Annotated in this window: 15 protein-coding genes; 8 read left to right on the top strand and 7 right to left on the bottom strand. The window is 70.3% G+C overall.

What is annotated here, in order from left to right; all coding sequences use genetic code 11:
• Positions 1–4 precede the first annotated feature (4 nt).
• Entirely contained in the window at positions 5–934 is a 930-nt protein-coding gene (locus tag ACFY1H_RS47870) for a helix-turn-helix domain-containing protein (protein WP_386956570.1), read from the bottom strand.
• Positions 935–1,087: 153 nt separating this feature from the next.
• On the opposite strand from ACFY1H_RS47870, the gene ACFY1H_RS47875 reads away from it, so the two are divergent.
• The 4 genes from ACFY1H_RS47875 to ACFY1H_RS47890 all read left to right on the top strand — a co-directional run bounded on the left by ACFY1H_RS47875 (position 1,088) and on the right by ACFY1H_RS47890 (position 3,911).
• Positions 1,088–2,098 (top strand): carbon-nitrogen hydrolase family protein, encoded by a 1,011-nt coding sequence (locus tag ACFY1H_RS47875; protein WP_386956571.1) that lies wholly within the window; start codon positions 1,088–1,090, stop codon positions 2,096–2,098.
• 150 nt (positions 2,099–2,248) lie between these two features.
• The gene (gene tsaA / locus ACFY1H_RS47880) at positions 2,249–2,656 is read left to right on the top strand and encodes a tRNA (N6-threonylcarbamoyladenosine(37)-N6)-methyltransferase TrmO (RefSeq protein WP_386956572.1); all 408 of its coding nucleotides are present in this window, start codon (positions 2,249–2,251) and stop codon (positions 2,654–2,656) included.
• 74 nt (positions 2,657–2,730) lie between these two features.
• The gene (locus ACFY1H_RS47885; protein WP_386956573.1) at positions 2,731–3,267 is read left to right on the top strand and encodes a sigma-70 family RNA polymerase sigma factor; all 537 of its coding nucleotides are present in this window, start codon (positions 2,731–2,733) and stop codon (positions 3,265–3,267) included.
• A gap of 65 nt (positions 3,268–3,332) precedes the next feature.
• Complete coding sequence (locus ACFY1H_RS47890) at positions 3,333–3,911, top strand: hypothetical protein (protein ID WP_386956574.1); 579 nt, start codon at positions 3,333–3,335, stop codon at positions 3,909–3,911.
• 441 nt (positions 3,912–4,352) lie between these two features.
• Here the strand turns inward: ACFY1H_RS47890 and ACFY1H_RS47895 are convergent, their stop codons facing one another.
• Positions 4,353–5,369, bottom strand: a complete 1,017-nt coding sequence (locus ACFY1H_RS47895; protein WP_386956575.1) for an alcohol dehydrogenase catalytic domain-containing protein — start codon at positions 5,367–5,369, stop codon at positions 4,353–4,355.
• A 124-nt stretch (positions 5,370–5,493) separates the two neighbouring features.
• Complete coding sequence (locus ACFY1H_RS47900; RefSeq protein WP_386956576.1) at positions 5,494–6,471, bottom strand: zinc-dependent alcohol dehydrogenase family protein; 978 nt, start codon at positions 6,469–6,471, stop codon at positions 5,494–5,496.
• 128 nt (positions 6,472–6,599) lie between these two features.
• Between ACFY1H_RS47900 and ACFY1H_RS47905 the strand changes: the two genes are divergently transcribed.
• From ACFY1H_RS47905 to ACFY1H_RS47920, 4 genes are all read left to right on the top strand, one after another.
• Complete coding sequence (locus ACFY1H_RS47905) at positions 6,600–7,136, top strand: CGNR zinc finger domain-containing protein (RefSeq protein ID WP_386956577.1); 537 nt, start codon at positions 6,600–6,602, stop codon at positions 7,134–7,136.
• Positions 7,137–7,149: 13 nt separating this feature from the next.
• The gene (locus tag ACFY1H_RS47910; protein ID WP_366577391.1) at positions 7,150–7,404 is read left to right on the top strand and encodes a hypothetical protein; all 255 of its coding nucleotides are present in this window, start codon (positions 7,150–7,152) and stop codon (positions 7,402–7,404) included.
• 206 nt (positions 7,405–7,610) lie between these two features.
• Positions 7,611–8,453 (top strand): MBL fold metallo-hydrolase, encoded by an 843-nt coding sequence (locus tag ACFY1H_RS47915; protein ID WP_366577389.1) that lies wholly within the window; start codon positions 7,611–7,613, stop codon positions 8,451–8,453.
• The gene (locus tag ACFY1H_RS47920) at positions 8,454–9,164 is read left to right on the top strand and encodes a flavin reductase family protein (protein WP_386956578.1); all 711 of its coding nucleotides are present in this window, start codon (positions 8,454–8,456) and stop codon (positions 9,162–9,164) included.
• Positions 9,165–9,208: 44 nt separating this feature from the next.
• Here the strand turns inward: ACFY1H_RS47920 and ACFY1H_RS47925 are convergent, their stop codons facing one another.
• The 4 genes from ACFY1H_RS47925 to tkt are packed head-to-tail and all read right to left on the bottom strand — an operon-like array spanning position 9,209 to position 14,393.
• A complete protein-coding gene (locus tag ACFY1H_RS47925) occupies positions 9,209–10,585 on the bottom strand; it encodes an ATP-dependent 6-phosphofructokinase (protein ID WP_366577385.1) in 1,377 nt (458 codons plus the stop codon).
• Between the two features lie 31 nt (positions 10,586–10,616).
• Positions 10,617–11,585: a class II fructose-bisphosphatase gene (gene glpX / locus ACFY1H_RS47930; RefSeq protein ID WP_366577384.1), complete on the bottom strand. Its 969-nt coding sequence runs from the start codon at positions 11,583–11,585 to the stop codon at positions 10,617–10,619.
• Positions 11,586–11,638: 53 nt separating this feature from the next.
• Positions 11,639–12,226: a 6-phospho-3-hexuloisomerase gene (gene hxlB / locus ACFY1H_RS47935; protein ID WP_366577382.1), complete on the bottom strand. Its 588-nt coding sequence runs from the start codon at positions 12,224–12,226 to the stop codon at positions 11,639–11,641.
• A gap of 37 nt (positions 12,227–12,263) precedes the next feature.
• Entirely contained in the window at positions 12,264–14,393 is a 2,130-nt protein-coding gene (gene tkt / locus ACFY1H_RS47940; RefSeq protein ID WP_386956580.1) for a transketolase, read from the bottom strand.
• Positions 14,394–14,641 lie beyond the last annotated feature (248 nt).

Raw genomic sequence — 14,641 nt, forward strand, 5'->3', positions numbered from 1 at the left:
CGGCTCAGTCTGCGCCGCCCGGGCCGGGAGCGGAAGCGATCCGCCACTCCCGTGGCGAAACCCCGTAGGCCGCCTTGAACGAACGGCTGAAGTGCGCTGCGTCGGAGAAGCCCCAGCGGTGGGCGATCGCCGCGACTGTCGCGCTGGTCCGGCCCAGGTCGCGGCGCGATTCGGCCAGCCGCTGCTGCTGGATCCAGCGCACGACGGACACGCCTTCGGCCGAGAAGAGCTTGTGCAGGTAGCGCACGGAAATCCGGTGCGCGGCCGCGATCGTCGCCGGCGACAGGTCGCGCTCGCCGAGGTGGTCGGCGATGAACGTGCGGATCCGCAGCAGCAGCGTCGGCTCGGGCGTCTCGGTGCCGTCGAGGACCAGCGATTCGAGCAGGTTCAACGCCGACGCGGCCAGCCGTTCGCCCGCGGCGCCTTCGGCCGCGGTGAGGCGCGCCAGGAACGGCGAGGCGAGCGCGGGCACGCCGGCGTCGGGCCGGAGCGTGGTGGCCGTGACGCGGTGCAGGTCCGCGTCGGCGACGCCGAGGAAGCGGCGCGGCACCATGAAGACCTTCATCTCGAACTCGCCGGGGAACCACAGCTCGTACGGGCGCGCGGCGTCGTAGAAGACCAGGTCGCCGGGGCGGATCACGGCGCGGCGGCCGTCCTGCGTGACCACGCCGGGGCCGAGCGTCTGCAACCCGAGGAGCACGAACTCGTCGCCGGCCTCGGCCACGAGCCGCGGAGTGCGGCGGACGCGCTGCGCGGCGGCGTGCACGGTGGAGAGCTGGAGGCGGCCGAGCCGGTCGTTGGCGACGGAGCCGGAAAACGCTTCGGCGTCAGGCGTGGCGACGGTCAGCGGCACGAACGAACGGCACACGACCTCGTGCCAGAAGGCCACGCGTTCGGCCTCCGGCTGCGTGTCGGTTGTCAGCACCATGCTCATCGCACCACCACCTGAGCAGCAAGTATGCGCCGATCCGGGCGCGACACACCAGCCGTGCGCTCTGCGTCAACCCCCGGTGCACTGTGAGGCAAGCCACTGGGTTCGGGTGCTCCTACCTTCGGCCGAACAGCCCAACCAAGGGAAGGACAGCGCGTGATCACCTACTCGGGCTCTTTCAAGGCAGCGGCCGTGCAGGCGGAGCCGGTGTGGCTGGACGCCGACGCGACCATCGACAAGTCGATCGCACTCATGGCCGAGGCCGCGCGCAACGGCGCCGGCCTGATCACCTTCCCGGAGACCTTCGTCCCGGGGTACCCGTGGTGGTTGTGGCTCGACTCGCCCGCGTGGGGCATGCAGTTCGTCGGCCGGTACCACGAGAACTCCGTCAGCCTCGACAGCCCGCGCTTCCAGCGCCTGCTCGACGGCGCGAAGCAGCACGGGATCAACGTGGTGATGGGCTTTTCCGAGCAGTCGGGCGGCAGCCTGTACATGGGGCAGGCCACGATCTCCGCCGAAGGTGAGCTCGTGGGCGCACGTCGCAAGCTGAAGCCGACGCACGTGGAGCGCACCGTGTACGGCGAGGGCGACGGCTCCGACCTGGGGGTGCACGACGTCGCCGGCATCGGCCGCGTCGGCGCGCTGTGCTGCTGGGAGCACCTGCAGCCGCTCACGAAGTACGCGATGTACGGCATGGACGAGCAGGTGCACGTGGCTTCGTGGCCGAGCTTCTCCGTCTACAAGGGAGCGGCGTACGCGCTCGGGCCGGAGGTGAACACGTCGGCCTCGCGCATGTACGCGGTGGAGGGCCAGTGTTTCGTGATCGCTCCGTGCGCGCTCGTGGGTGACGCCGGGATGGAGCTGTTCTGCGACACCCCGATGAAGGAGCAGCTGCTGCAGCGCGGCGGCGGGTTCGCGCGCATCTTCGGCCCGGACGGCAGCCCGCTCGCCGAGCCGCTGGCGGAGGACGAGGAAGGAATTCTGTACGCGGACATCGATCTTTCGGCGATCCCGCTGGCGAAGGCGGCCGCGGACCCGGTCGGGCACTACTCGCGCCCCGATGTGACGCGGCTGCTGCTGAACCGCACCGCGCGTCGTCCGGTGGAGGAAACGCGGCCGGCGCCTGAGCAGATCGAGGAAATCCCCGCCGAGCCGGCGGCCGTCTGACCGTTTCGACCCCCCGGCGGTGGCGCGCTCATCCCCCGTCACCACCGGGTTCCCAAGGTTGTCCACAGCCGTTCCGGTGTTGTGGACAACCTTGGTCCATTTCGCCTTGGGGGCCGGTTGTTGTCGGGCGGCGGCGGTAGCTTCCGAGGCATGACCCACTTCGAGCTCCGGCCGATCGCCCACGTCGAATCCTCGCTGAAGGACCTCGACGGGGCGCCGAAACAACCCGATGAGGGCGCGCCTTCGGCGTGGCTCGTGTTTTCTCCGTCTGTCGGCGAAGGCCTGCGTGATCTGAAGGCCGGTCAGCAGGTGCTGGTGTTCACCTGGCTGCACCTGGCCGACCGCTCGGTGCTGTCGGTGCGCCCGCGCAGCGATCCGACGCGCGCGATGGCCGGGGTGTTCAGCACGCGCTCGCCCGCGCGGCCGAATCCGATCGGACTGCACCGTGTGGAGATCATCGAGGTCGACGGGTTGCGGGTGCTCGTGTCGCAGCTCGAAGCGGTCGACGGCACCCCCGTGGTGGACGTGAAGCCGGTGCGCTCGCCGGACGACGGGTAGAAATCTTCGCGATCGGTGAACCGCCCCCAGGTCGGCGTCCGTTTTCAGAGCAACGGACGAGAGGGTGGTGACGGATGACCGGGATGCGAGCCCGCCGGCAGGTGGCCGACGAGGCACTCGTGCGGACGTTGTTCGCCGAACACGGCAAGGCGATGCTCGCCTACGCCACACGGCTGCTCGGCGACCGCGCGGCCGCGGAGGACGTGGTGCAGGAGGCGCTGGTCCGCGCGTGGCGCAACCCGGACAGCCTGGTCAACGGCAAGGGTTCCGTGCGGGCGTGGCTGCTCACGGTGGTGCGCAACCTCGTCGTCGACAAGGTCCGGGCGCGCGCGGCCCGGCCGACGGAGGTCGCCGAATCGCCGACGACCGTGCCGGTCGCGCGCGACCACTCGTCGGCGGTGGTCGACTCGATCGTGGTGCGCGAGGCGCTCGAGGGCCTGTCGCCCGAACACCGCGAGGTGCTGGAGCAGGTGTACCTGCGCGGCCACACGGTGCCCGAGGCGGCGGCGCAGCTGGGCATCCCGGCGGGCACGGTGAAGTCCCGCTCGCACCGCGCCCTGCGCCTGCTGCGCGAATCGTTCGGCGGCCCGCAGCCGGTGGGTGCCGCGTGAACCACGACCCTCTCGACCCTGCCCATGCGCTGACCTGCGAGCACTGCCGGAAGGAGGTGGAATCAGTGCGCGAGATGCAGGAGTTCCTCGAGGCGATCCCGCCCGAACTGCTCCTCGACGGCCCACCCGACGACGCGGACCTCCTGCTGCAACGCACGTTGCGGCAGGTGCGCGCCGAAGCGTCGGGCGCGCGCCGGCGCGGCAGAACGCTGGCCGCCACGGCCGCCGTGGCCGTGGCGGCCGCCGCGCTCGGCCTCGGCGCGCTGATCGGCCACGCCGGCACCGCGCCGCCCCTGCTCCCGGCCGCCGCCCCCGACCCGGACCTGGCCGTCGCACCACGGCCCGACCCGCTGATGCTCACCGGTTCCGCCGGCCCCACGCACCTCTCCGCCGCCGTCACCCCGGTGCGTGGCTGGGTCCGCGTGGAAGCCCACGTCCGCGGCCTTCCGGACGGCACCCAGTGCCGCCTGGTCGTCCTCGGCAAGGACGGCACCCGCCAGCTCACGGGCGGCTGGCAGTTCTCGGCGTCGGCCACGGGTCAAGGGGCCGAGCTGTACGGCTCCGCCAGCATGCCCGCGTCCGAAGTCGCCGCGGTGACCCTGGAGGACATGTCGGGCCACGAGTTCGTGCGAACGGGGGTGTGAGTCGGCGATTCGTCGCAGTCCGCCGGAGAAACCGGGCTCGCGGGCCGGTGATGGTCGAGGGTCGGCCGCACCTCCCGAGCGGCGAAGCCTCTGGCGCACCACCGCAGGCGGGCACCTCGGCCCACGGCACTCCGCGGCAACGTCACGGCCACCACCGATGCGCCTCGCGCAACGGCTTGAAACGCCGCCGGCCGGGAAACCCCAGGCGTCCCCGTGGTTCTCCGGCCTGCGGGCTGTGCAACGCGGTCTGGCGCTCCCCGACACCACACCCACGCAGGTCACTCCCCCGACCGGAAATTCCGGCCGTCCGCGGAATGCCCCGGCCGGCCGCTGAGCCGGCACGGTCGGGGACTCGCCGACGCCATGCCCGTGCGGTCACTCCGTCGGCGCGTTCCGCTGGTCGGGAACCTCAGGCGTCCCCGCGGTTTCCCGACCAGCCGGTCAAGCAGCGTGGTCGAGCACGACCCGAAACCGGGCGTGGCCCGTCATCATGTGGTCGTACGCCTTCGGCGCGTCGGCCCACGGGCGGACCTCCGTGTAGGGCCGGATGCCCTGCGCGAGGCTGAAGGCGAGGTTGTCCTCGTTGTCGATCGCGCTGCCGGTGAGGCTGCCGGCAATCGTGCGGGTGCCGAAGATCAGGTCCATGGTCTGCACGGACATCGGGTCGGGTGCGGCGCCGACCACCATCAGACGGCCCTGCGGCGCGAGGCCCGTGACCAGCGGAGACATCGACGCGCCACTGACCGCCGTCGCGACGATCGTTTCCGCGCCGCCCAGCTTCTGCAGGGCCGTGCCGGGGTCTTCGGCTGTGCTGTCGAGGTAGACGTCGGCGCCCAGTTCGGCCGCGAGCTCGGCCTTGTCCGTGCCGCGCGCGATGGCGGCGACGCGGAAGCCGAGGTGTTTGGCCTGCTGCACCGCGAGGTGCCCCAGACCGCCGATCCCTTGCACCGCAACCAAAGCCCCCGGGCGCCCGCCCGCCAAGCGCAGCGCGGTGAGCGTGGTCAGTCCGGCGCACAGCAGCGGCGCGGCGGTGATCGCGTCCATCCCTTCGGGCACGCGCACCAGGCCGCTGGCACGCACGTACGCGTATTCGGAGTAGCCACCGTCCACTGTGGTCCCGGTGTAGGGCTGGTCGGTGCAGTTGATGAAGTCGCCGCGGCGGCACCGCTCGCATTCGCCGCAGTGGCCGCCGAGGAACCCGACGCCGACGCGGTCACCGACATGCCACGCGTGCACCCCGGCCCCGACCGCGTCGATCACGCCGACGACCTCGTGGCCCGGCACGATCGGCGTCGAGGGGTCTTCGCGCATCCCCTCGACGGCCGCGACGTCGGAATGGCAGATGCCGCACGCTTCGACGCGGATCCGGACCTGGCCCGGCAACGGCTCGACGAGAGCGCGCTCGACCAGCTCGAACTGGCGCGTCCCGGTGACTTGGAACGCCTGGTAGGTAGGCATTTCTTCTCCGTGAAGGGTGGGCGCGGGCGCCGCCGCTGGAGGTCGGCCGCGCCCGCACCGGGATTAAATATGACCGGTCGTCTTGCTGGATGTCAAGGAGATCCCGACATCCGAAGCACCACTCTCAGAACGTGAACAGCACCTTGCCCGCCCGGCCGGGCTTGCGGGCGTGGTCGAACGCGGCCTGGTAGTCCTCGATCTGGTACGTCGCCTCGACGTTCGCGCTCAGCACACCCTTCGCGACGAGGTCGGCCAGCTCGCTGTACACGCGCTGGATCTCTTCCCGCGGCGAGCTGCGAATCCAGTTGATCAGCCAGAAGCCGCGCAGGTTCAGCTCGCGGTAGATCAGGTCGCCGAGCGGCAGCTGGGCCGCCGTGCCCGTCGCGGACGAGTACGCGGCGACCGTGCCGCCGGACTCGAGCGCCGCGGCCAGTGCACCGACGGTGGCGTCGGCCGCGCCGTCGAGCACGAGCTTCAGCTGCCCACCGTCCAACGCGCCGGCGATGCGCTCGCCGAGGTCGTCGCCGTCGACCAGCACGACGTCGCCGCCGAGGTCCCGCAACTGCTGGGCGGCGTCCTCGCGCCGCACGACGCTGAGCGTCTTCACGCCGGCTCGCTTGGCCAGCGCGATCACGGCCTGCCCGACGGCCGAGTTGCCGAGGTTCTGCCCGATCCAGTCGCCCGGCTTGAGGTCGACGTAGCGGCCGAGCAGCAGGTACGCCGTCGCCGGGTTGATGGCGAGCATCGCGAGCTGCCGCGCGTCGGCGTCGTCGGGGACGACAACCACGTTGCGCGCCGGCACCACGGCCTGGTCGGCCCAGGTGCCCTGCTCGTACGTCGGCAGGATGACCACGCGCTTGCCGGCCAGCGCCGCGTCCGCGTTCGGGCCGACGCTGACCACGCGGCCGACGCCCTCCGAACCGAGCACGCTCGGGATCCGCGGCTGCACGCCGTACCAGCCGTTGGCGAGCAGGAAGTCGGCCGGGTTCACGGGCGCGGCCTCGAGGGTCACCAGCACGTCGCCGTCGCCGAGCGTCAGATCGGCGTCGCGCTCGATGCGGATGTTGGCCTCGCCGACGCCGGTGAGGATGAGCTCACTCATGGGAGTTCCCCTTGCAGTGAAGGTGTTCCGTAATCGTCTTCGGAACTTTGACGATTACCGTTCTAGCAGCTTTCCAGCGAACCTGTAAAGGTCTTTTCAGAAAAGACCCTTTCACGTACGCTGGCGCCATGACCACCACTGCCGCCTCGGAGGCGAGCGTCCCGGCCACCGCGGCCGCGGTCGTGGACCTGCTCAACTCCCGCGCTTACGCCATCCACACCGACAAACTCGACGACCCCGCCCTCGCCCACACCCTGCTGGCCCCCTTCGGCCAGGACGCCGGCGCGATCCCGCCCCAGCGTCTGGACCTCGTCCGCGGCCTGCGGGGCAACTTGATGACGCTCCTGACCACCGAAGACCCGGCCGCCTGGATGACGTTCACCGAACGCACGTCCGGCGCCGCCTTCACGCAGGACTTCTCAACACCCGGCAAGGTCGTCCCCCACCAGATCACCGGCGACACGGTCGTCGGCGGCATCACGCTGCACGTCGCCGAACTCGTGGCGAACGGCACCTGGTCCCGCCTGCACATCTGCGCCAACCACGAGTGCACCAAGGTCTTCTACGACACCACCCGCAGCCGCACGCGCCGCTGGCACTCGTACGAGCTGTGCGGCAACCGCGCCAACGTCGCGAACCACCGCGCGCGCAAGTCCGACCACTGACCAGGAGAAACCCATGCACTTCCTCGCGACGGGCCGGATCCTCCGTCCCGAAGACACCGCCGCCCACATGCCCGAAGAGGTCCGCGTGTTCGACCGCCTGCGCGCCGAGGGCTTCATCCAGGAAGTCTTCTTCCTGCAGCCCGGCCCGGGCGTGGTGAACGTCGTCGAAGCCGCCTCACGCGAAGACGCGGAAGCCAAGCTGGCCCAGCTGCCGTTCGTCTCACTCGGATTGATGGAGTTCGAGCTGGCGGAGGTCACGCGACACTGATTGTCCCTTGTGGACAGATCAGCCCGTGGCCGACGTAGTCAAGCGGGTTACCTCGTGAGGTCGAAGACAGAGCTGTAGTTCGCTGACCACTGTCATATCTGTCGGCAGTTACCTCGGTCACTCCGTCCTTCCGTCGTGTTCACCTGGATGCATACTGTGTTTAGACAGAGCTAACTGAGCTACGGATATGTCGAGAGGCGAACCCCATGACCACCCTGTCCTACGACGTCCTGGTCACCGCCGGCGCGAGACGCGAACGCGGCCAGACGCTGCCGACGGGCGAGCCGATCATCTCCTCGCCGGTCTCCACGACGCTCATCACCGGGGCCGAGGACGCCGTGCTCGTGGATCCGCCGTTCCTCGACTTCCAGATCCGCGAGGTCGCCGACTGGGTCGCCCGCAGCGGCAAGCGCCTGACCCACGTCTTCGCCACCCACGGCCACGGCGACCACTGGTTCGGCACCGCCGAGCTGCTCAAGCGGTTCCCCGGCGCCCAGGTCTACGCGACGCCCGGCACCATCGACGTGATGCACAAGCAGGCCACCGACGGCCGCGCGCAGATGTGGGACCTCGACTTCCCCGGCCACATCCCGCCGTCACCCGTGCTGGCGCACCCGATTCCCGAAGACGGCTTTCTGCTGGAGGGCCACGTCGTCCGCGCCGTGGACGTCGGCCACACCGACACCGACGCCACCTCGGTGCTGCACGTGCCGGACCTCGGCCTCGTCGTCGCCGGCGACACCGTCTACAACGGAATCCACCAGTACATCCTCGAAGGCGGAGACGGCGGCCTGCAGGAATGGCTCCGCGCGCTGGACCGGATCGCCGCGCTGGAGCCGCGCGCCGTCGTCGCGGGCCACAAGAACGAGGCCCTGCCCGACGACCCGCTCACCATCGACCGGACGCGCGCCTACCTGCACGACGTCATCCGCCTGCTCGACACGCGGCCGACCGCCCGCGAGTTCTACGACGAAATCCTGCGCCTGCACCCGGACCGCCTCAACCCGGGCCCGGTCTGGTACGGCGCCGTCGCGCTGTTGGGGGACTGAATGAACATCGAATCCGCCGGCCTGGACGCGAAGTCCGCGTACAAGCTCCTCATCGGCAGCGTCATCCCGCGGCCCATCGCGTGGATCAGCACGGAGTCGACGTCCGGCGTCGGCAACCTGGCGCCCGTGTCGTTCTTCACCTGCATCGGCCGCAAACCACCCAAGGTTTCCCTGTCCATGCAACCGAAATCCGACGGCGCCACCCTCAAGGACAGCTTCGTCAACATCCGCGACACCGGCGAGTTCGTCACCAACATGGCCACGCTGCCCCAGGCCTTCGCCCTCCACCGCAGCGCCAAGGAGTTCGATCCCGACGTCGACGAGTTCGACGCGGTGGGCGTCGAGAAGGTCGCCTCGGCCCTCGTGAAACCCCCACGCATCAAGGACGCACCCGTCGCGCTGGAGTGCAAAGTGGACCAGATCTTCTCCGCCCCCGACGGCCTCCACCACGTCGTCTGGGGCGAAGTCGTCAACTTCTACGTCCGCGACGACCTGTACCTCAACGGCCGCATCGACTTCGGCGCCATCGCCCCCATCGGCCGCCTCGCCGCCGAATACACGGTGGTGGACAACGCCTTCGTGCCTCCCCTGGACCCCACCGTCCTCACCGACCGCGCCTCCCGCCGCATGCGCCGCCTCGACGGCCAGGGCGAGGAATACTCCGCGGTCGACTCCCCGACGTGGTCGGCGTCGGGCTCCGTGCAAGGCTGAGGTTTCAGCGCTCGTTCCCCTTGCCGCACCCCGGTTCCGGAACGTCAGCAGAACCCCGAACGCACCCGTACCCGATCCGGCGCCGAACCGAACTCCGCCGGTTGGCAGGTGGTCTCCAGAACCGACATCCACAGGTCGCCGTCGGGGTCGACTTGGTTGCGGCGGCTGGTCATGAGGGACAGGGGGACGTGGACGAAGCGGCGTCGCCAGCGGGCGACGGCGGCTTCGGTGTGGCCGGCCATGGCGGCGTGGACCGCGGCGTGGGCGAGGCGCAGGCAGTAGACGGCGTCGTAGGCGTTGGCGGCGATGCTGCGGACCGCGTAGCTCGGGTCGATGTAGCGCATCGTGGGGGGCAGGCCGACCGATTGGAGGTGGGCGGTGATGCGCTGTTTGAGCAGTTCCCCGATGTTGCCGAGTTTGACGTTCCCGGAGGCGTCGGTGCCGTTGAGCTGGGGCAGGCCGTGTTGTTCGAGGAGGTCCTGGCCCGCGCCCTCGGCGAGGACGATGACGACGTAACCCTTGGCTCTCACGCGCTGCTCGACGTGGGCCAGCAAGCCGTCTTCACCCTCGAGGGCGAAGGGGACCTCGGGGATCAACACGATGTCCGCGGAGTTGGCGGACAGCGCGGCGTAGCTGGCGATGAACCCCGAGTGCCGGCCCATCAGCTTCACGATGCCGACGCCGTTGGGGCTGGCGGCGGCTTCGACGGACACCGCGGAGATGAAGTCGGTAGCGCGAGCGAACGCGCTCTGGAACCCGAACGACTGGTCGGTGAAGGGCAGGTCGTTGTCGATCGTCTTCGGCACGCCGATGACGGCGATGTCCAGACCGCGCGCCCGGATCGCCTTGCCGAGGAAGGTCGCCGCGCGCATCCCGCCGTCGCCGCCGATGACGAACATGATGTCGACGCCGCGCAGGACGAGGCTGTCGACCATTTCGTCGGCGTCCTGGCCGCCGCGTGAGCTGCCCAGGATGGTGCCGCCGGCGTTGTGGATGTCGCGAACGCGCTCGGGCGTCAGTTCGATGGTGTCGTAGCGGTGTTGTTCCGTCAGGCCCTGCAGACCGTTGCGGAACCCCAGGATCCGCTTGACCTTGTAGTGCACCGCGAGTTCCTGCACGAGACCGCGGATGACGTTGTTGAGCCCGGGGCACAACCCGCCACAGGTGACGACTCCGGCGGTCACGCGTGCGGGGTCGAAGTAGATCTTCCGCCGCGGCCCGGCGGCTTCGAAACTCGGCACCTCGCCGGGCGGGAGGCTGTGCTCGGCGAGCATGGACACGGTGTCCTCGAGCAGGACCCGGTCGCCTTCCGCGACGTAGTGCGGGGAGGTCTGCTTGGTGGAGAGCATCTCGGAGAACGGCGAGTCGTAACGGCACTCGCCGAGGCGGCGCACGCCGAGGTCGTCCAAGTGCAACGTCACCGTATCTCCTTGATCTTGTCGCGAAACGGGGTCATTCGAAGGTCGTGTGTGTCACGTGCCGAACCTGGCCGCGGGAAATCACGAGCGATTCCGTGACGGTCGTCCCGGCACCCTTGCGCGGACGCCCGACCAGCGGCCCGCCGTTCACGCCGGTGGCCACGAAAAACGCGTCGCCGGCCACGAGCTCGGAGCACTCGTAAACGCGGTCGAGGGACATGCCCGCCGCACGGATGGCGTCGGCTTCCTCGGTGCGTTGCGGCGCCAGCCGCCCCAGCATCCCGCCGCCCAGTGCCCGGACGGCCGCGGCGGTCAGCACTCCTTCGGGCGTGCCGCCGACACCGATGAGCAGGTCGACGTCGAGCGTCGGCAGGAGCACCGCCAGGCTTCCCCCGACGTCGCCGCCCGCCGGCGTCTGCACGGCCGCGCCGGCCCGCACCACCCGGGCGATCAGGTCCTTGTGCCGCGGCTTGTCCATGATGACCACGCGCAGCTCGCTGACCTGCTTGCCGAGCGCCTTGGCGACGTTGGCCAAGGTGACCTCGGCGGGGTCGTCGAGATCGATGACGTCCTTCGCCGCGGCGGGCACCACGATCTTGTCCATGTAGAACCCCGGCCCGGGCGACCACAGCGTTCCCCGTTCGCCGAACGCGATCGTGGCCAGCGCGCCGGGCAGGTCCTTCGCGCAGAACGACGTTCCCTCGAGCGGATCGACGGCGATGTCGAAATCCGGGCCGTGACCGTTACCCACGACCTCACCGTTGAACAACATGGGGGCGTCGTCCTTCTCGCCCTCCCCGATGACGACGGTCCCGCGCCCGGGTGCGTCGGCCAGCGCCGCGCGCATGGCCGTGGTCGCGGCCGCGTCGGCGCCTTTCTGGTCGTGCCGGCCCACCCAGGCGTAGCTGGCCACCGCGGCGCGGGACGTGGCGGCCAGCGCCGCCCCCTCCAACGTGTGGATGTCAACGCAGGCCCGCGCTTCGACCTCACTCTGACCCTGCATCGGGGACTCCTCTTTTCGGCTGAAGCATCAGGACGGTGAGATCGCGGCGCCGGTCACTCGAGATTCGCGTGCAGCCGCCAGAGTTCGCGGGCCTGGCTGCCGGTGGTCTTCCACAACGTGTGGAACAGTGCGTCGGTGGTGAGCAGCACGGACTGTTCGAACAGGCTGCCGGCGTACTGCACGGAGGCGTTCCCGTCGAAATCCTGCTTGTCCGCGGCCGGGATGATGAGCACCTCGGTCGCGGTCTCGGCCAGCGGCGACTCCGGCGCCGTGGTCAGCGCGATCACGTCCGCGCCCTGGTCACGGGCGGTCTGGGCGGCTCGCACCACGCGCGCCGTCTTCCCCGAGCCCGAGGCCGCCACGAGAACGTCGCCCGAGCCGATGGCCGGCGCGGTCACCTCACCGACGACGTGGGTGGGCAGGCCGAGGTGCATGAACCGCATCGCGGCCATCTGCAGGGCGAGCCCGCTGCGGCCGGTGCCGATCGTGAACACGGCCGGGGCCTTGAGCAGCAACGCGCCGGCCCGGATCCAGGACGGGGACTGCACCCCCGTGCTCACGCGGTCCACCTCGCCGATGACCGCACGCGTTGCGTCCACGAACAGGCCGGCGTCGAGCTTGGTCGAAATCGAGTGCGTCACCGGGATCTTCCTCCACAACTCAAGTAGGACAACGAATTCACGACCGCGCGGCCCGCACGCTCCGCCGGGCCGCTTCGGCCACGGCCTCGGCGGTGATGCCGAACCGGCTGAACAGGGTCTTGAAGTCGGCCGAAGCACCGAAGTGCTCCAGCGACACGATTTCTCCGGCGTCGCCGGCGAACCGGTGCCACGGTTGCGCCGTCCCCGCTTCGACGACCACCCGCGCGCGCACCGACGGGGGCAGCACCTTGTCCCGGTACGACCGGTCCTGCCGGTCGAACCACTCCACGCACGGCATCGACACAACCCGCGTGGGCACCCCTTCGGCCTCGAGCACCTCCCGGGCCGCGACGGCCAGCTGGACCTCGGAGCCAGTGCCGACGAGCAGCACCTCGGGGCGCCCCGAAGACGCGTCGGCGAGGACGTAACCGCCGCGGGCCACCCCCTGGGCGGAGGTGCCCTCCAGCGTCGGCAGGTCCTGGCGGCTGAGCGCCAGCCCGGCCGGGCCGGCGGTGTCCTCCAGCACCGCCTTCCACGCGTACGCGGTCTCGTTCGCGTCGGCCGGACGGACCACCGACATCCCGGGGATGGCACGCAGGGAGGCCAGCTGCTCGACCGGCTGGTGCGTCGGACCGTCCTCACCGAGGCCGATCGAGTCGTGCGTCCACACGTAGATGACCGGCAGCCGCATCAGGGCGGCCAGGCGCACCGCCGGGCGCATGTAGTCGCTGAAGATGAGGAAGGTGCCGCCGTACGGGCGGGTTCCGCCGTGCAGCGCGATGCCGTTGAGGATCGAACCCATCGCGTGCTCACGGATGCCGAAGTGCAGCGTGCGGCCGTAGGGGTTGGCCTGCCAGGCGTTGGTCGAGATCTCGACCGGGCCGAAGGAGTCCGCGCCCTTGATCGTGGTGTTGTTGCTCTCGGCCAGGTCGGCCGACCCGCCCCAGAGCTCCGGCAGCACGGCGCCGATCTTGGCCAGCACCGCGGCCGACGCCTTGCGGGTGGCGATGCCCTTGGCGTCGGGCTGCCAGGTGGGCAGATCGTCGGCCCAGCCGGCCGGCAACGCGCGCCGGCCGATGCGGTCGAGCAGCGCCTTGCGCTCGGGGTTGCTCTTCGCCCAGGCGTCGAACTCGAGCTGCCACTTCTCGCGGTCGGCCCGCCCGCGCTCGGCCACTTCACGAGTGTGGCGCAGCACCTCGTCGTCGACCTGGAAGCTCTGCTTCGGGTCCAGGCCCACGGCGCGCTTGACCGCGGCGAGCTCGTCGGCGCCCAGCGCGGCACCGTGCGCCTTGCCGGTGTTCATCTTGGTCGGGGCCGGGTACCCGATCACGGTGCGCAGCACGATCAGGGTCGGGCGGGCGGTCTCGGCCTTGGCCTGCTCGATCGCGGCGAGGAACCCCGCCACGTCCTCCCCGCCGTGGACCGTGAGGACGTGCCAGCCGTAAGACTCGTAGCGCTTGGCGGTGTCCTCGGACAACGCGATGCGGGTGTCGTCCTCGATGGAGATCTCGTTGCTGTCGTAGATCACCGTGAGGTTGCCGAGCTGCTGCGTGCCGGCCAGCGACGACGCCTCCGAGGTGACGCCCTCCTCGATGTCGCCGTCGGAGGCGATCACGTAGACTTGGTGGTCGAACGGGCTCTTGCCCGGCTCGGCGTCCGGGTCGAACAGGCCACGCTCGCGGCGGGCGGCCATGGCCATCCCGACCGCGTTGGCCAGGCCCTGGCCCAGCGGGCCGGTGGTGGTCTCCACGCCCTTGGTGTGCCCGTACTCGGGGTGCCCCGGGGTCAGCGAACCCCACTTGCGCAAGGCCTTCAGGTCGTCGAGCTCCAGGCCGTAGCCCGAGAGGAACAGCTGGACGTACAGGGTGAGGCTCGAATGCCCGGCCGACAGCACGAACCGGTCGCGGCCGAGCCACTGCGCGTCGGCCGGGTCGTGCCGCATGACCCGCTGGAACAACGCGTAGGCGACGGGCGCGAGACTCATGGCCGTGCCGGGGTGCCCGCTCCCGCAGTGCTCGACCGCGTCCGCCGCCAGCACGCGGGCGGTGTCGACCGCGCGCCGGTCCAGCTCGGTCCAGTCTTCCGGGAGTCGCTTGGTGGTCAACCGAACGAGCTCTTCGGCTGATTCGATCGCACGGGAACGGGAGATCGATCCGTTTGCTGCCATGGACGCGCACTCCTGATAATTCTCACTCGGCACATTCCGGCGCCAAAAATGTGATTTCGGGTCATTTCCGCTGTGTGCCGAGCCAGGGCCCGGCACACAGCGAATGGGTTCGGTCAGGCGGTGGCGCGCTTTTTGAGTTCCTTGGCCGCGGCGCCCGGGTCGGCGGCGTTGTAGATCGCACCCCCGGCCACCGCGACGGTGGCTCCGGCGTCGCGGACGGCGCCGATGGTGTCGATCTTGATGCCGCC

It is taken from the genome of Amycolatopsis sp. NPDC001319 (assembly GCF_042896185.1).
Lineage (GTDB): Bacteria > Actinomycetota > Actinomycetes > Mycobacteriales > Pseudonocardiaceae > Amycolatopsis.

Excerpts from the sequence above, each read along its gene's own strand:
- ACFY1H_RS47910 (WP_366577391.1), top strand. The coding sequence starts at position 7,150 with ATGCACTTCCTCGCGACGGGCCGGATCCTCCGTCCCGAAGACACCGCC.
- tkt (WP_386956580.1), bottom strand. The coding sequence starts at position 14,393 with ATGGCAGCAAACGGATCGATCTCCCGTTCCCGTGCGATCGAATCAGCC.
- glpX (WP_366577384.1), bottom strand. The coding sequence starts at position 11,585 with ATGCAGGGTCAGAGTGAGGTCGAAGCGCGGGCCTGCGTTGACATCCAC.
- ACFY1H_RS47900 (WP_386956576.1), bottom strand. The coding sequence starts at position 6,471 with ATGAGTGAGCTCATCCTCACCGGCGTCGGCGAGGCCAACATCCGCATC.
- ACFY1H_RS47920 (WP_386956578.1), top strand. The coding sequence starts at position 8,454 with ATGAACATCGAATCCGCCGGCCTGGACGCGAAGTCCGCGTACAAGCTC.
- ACFY1H_RS47905 (WP_386956577.1), top strand. The coding sequence starts at position 6,600 with ATGACCACCACTGCCGCCTCGGAGGCGAGCGTCCCGGCCACCGCGGCC.
- ACFY1H_RS47885 (WP_386956573.1), top strand. The coding sequence starts at position 2,731 with ATGACCGGGATGCGAGCCCGCCGGCAGGTGGCCGACGAGGCACTCGTG.
- ACFY1H_RS47915 (WP_366577389.1), top strand. The coding sequence starts at position 7,611 with ATGACCACCCTGTCCTACGACGTCCTGGTCACCGCCGGCGCGAGACGC.
- ACFY1H_RS47870 (WP_386956570.1), bottom strand. The coding sequence starts at position 934 with ATGAGCATGGTGCTGACAACCGACACGCAGCCGGAGGCCGAACGCGTG.
- tsaA (WP_386956572.1), top strand. The coding sequence starts at position 2,249 with ATGACCCACTTCGAGCTCCGGCCGATCGCCCACGTCGAATCCTCGCTG.
- ACFY1H_RS47895 (WP_386956575.1), bottom strand. The coding sequence starts at position 5,369 with ATGCCTACCTACCAGGCGTTCCAAGTCACCGGGACGCGCCAGTTCGAG.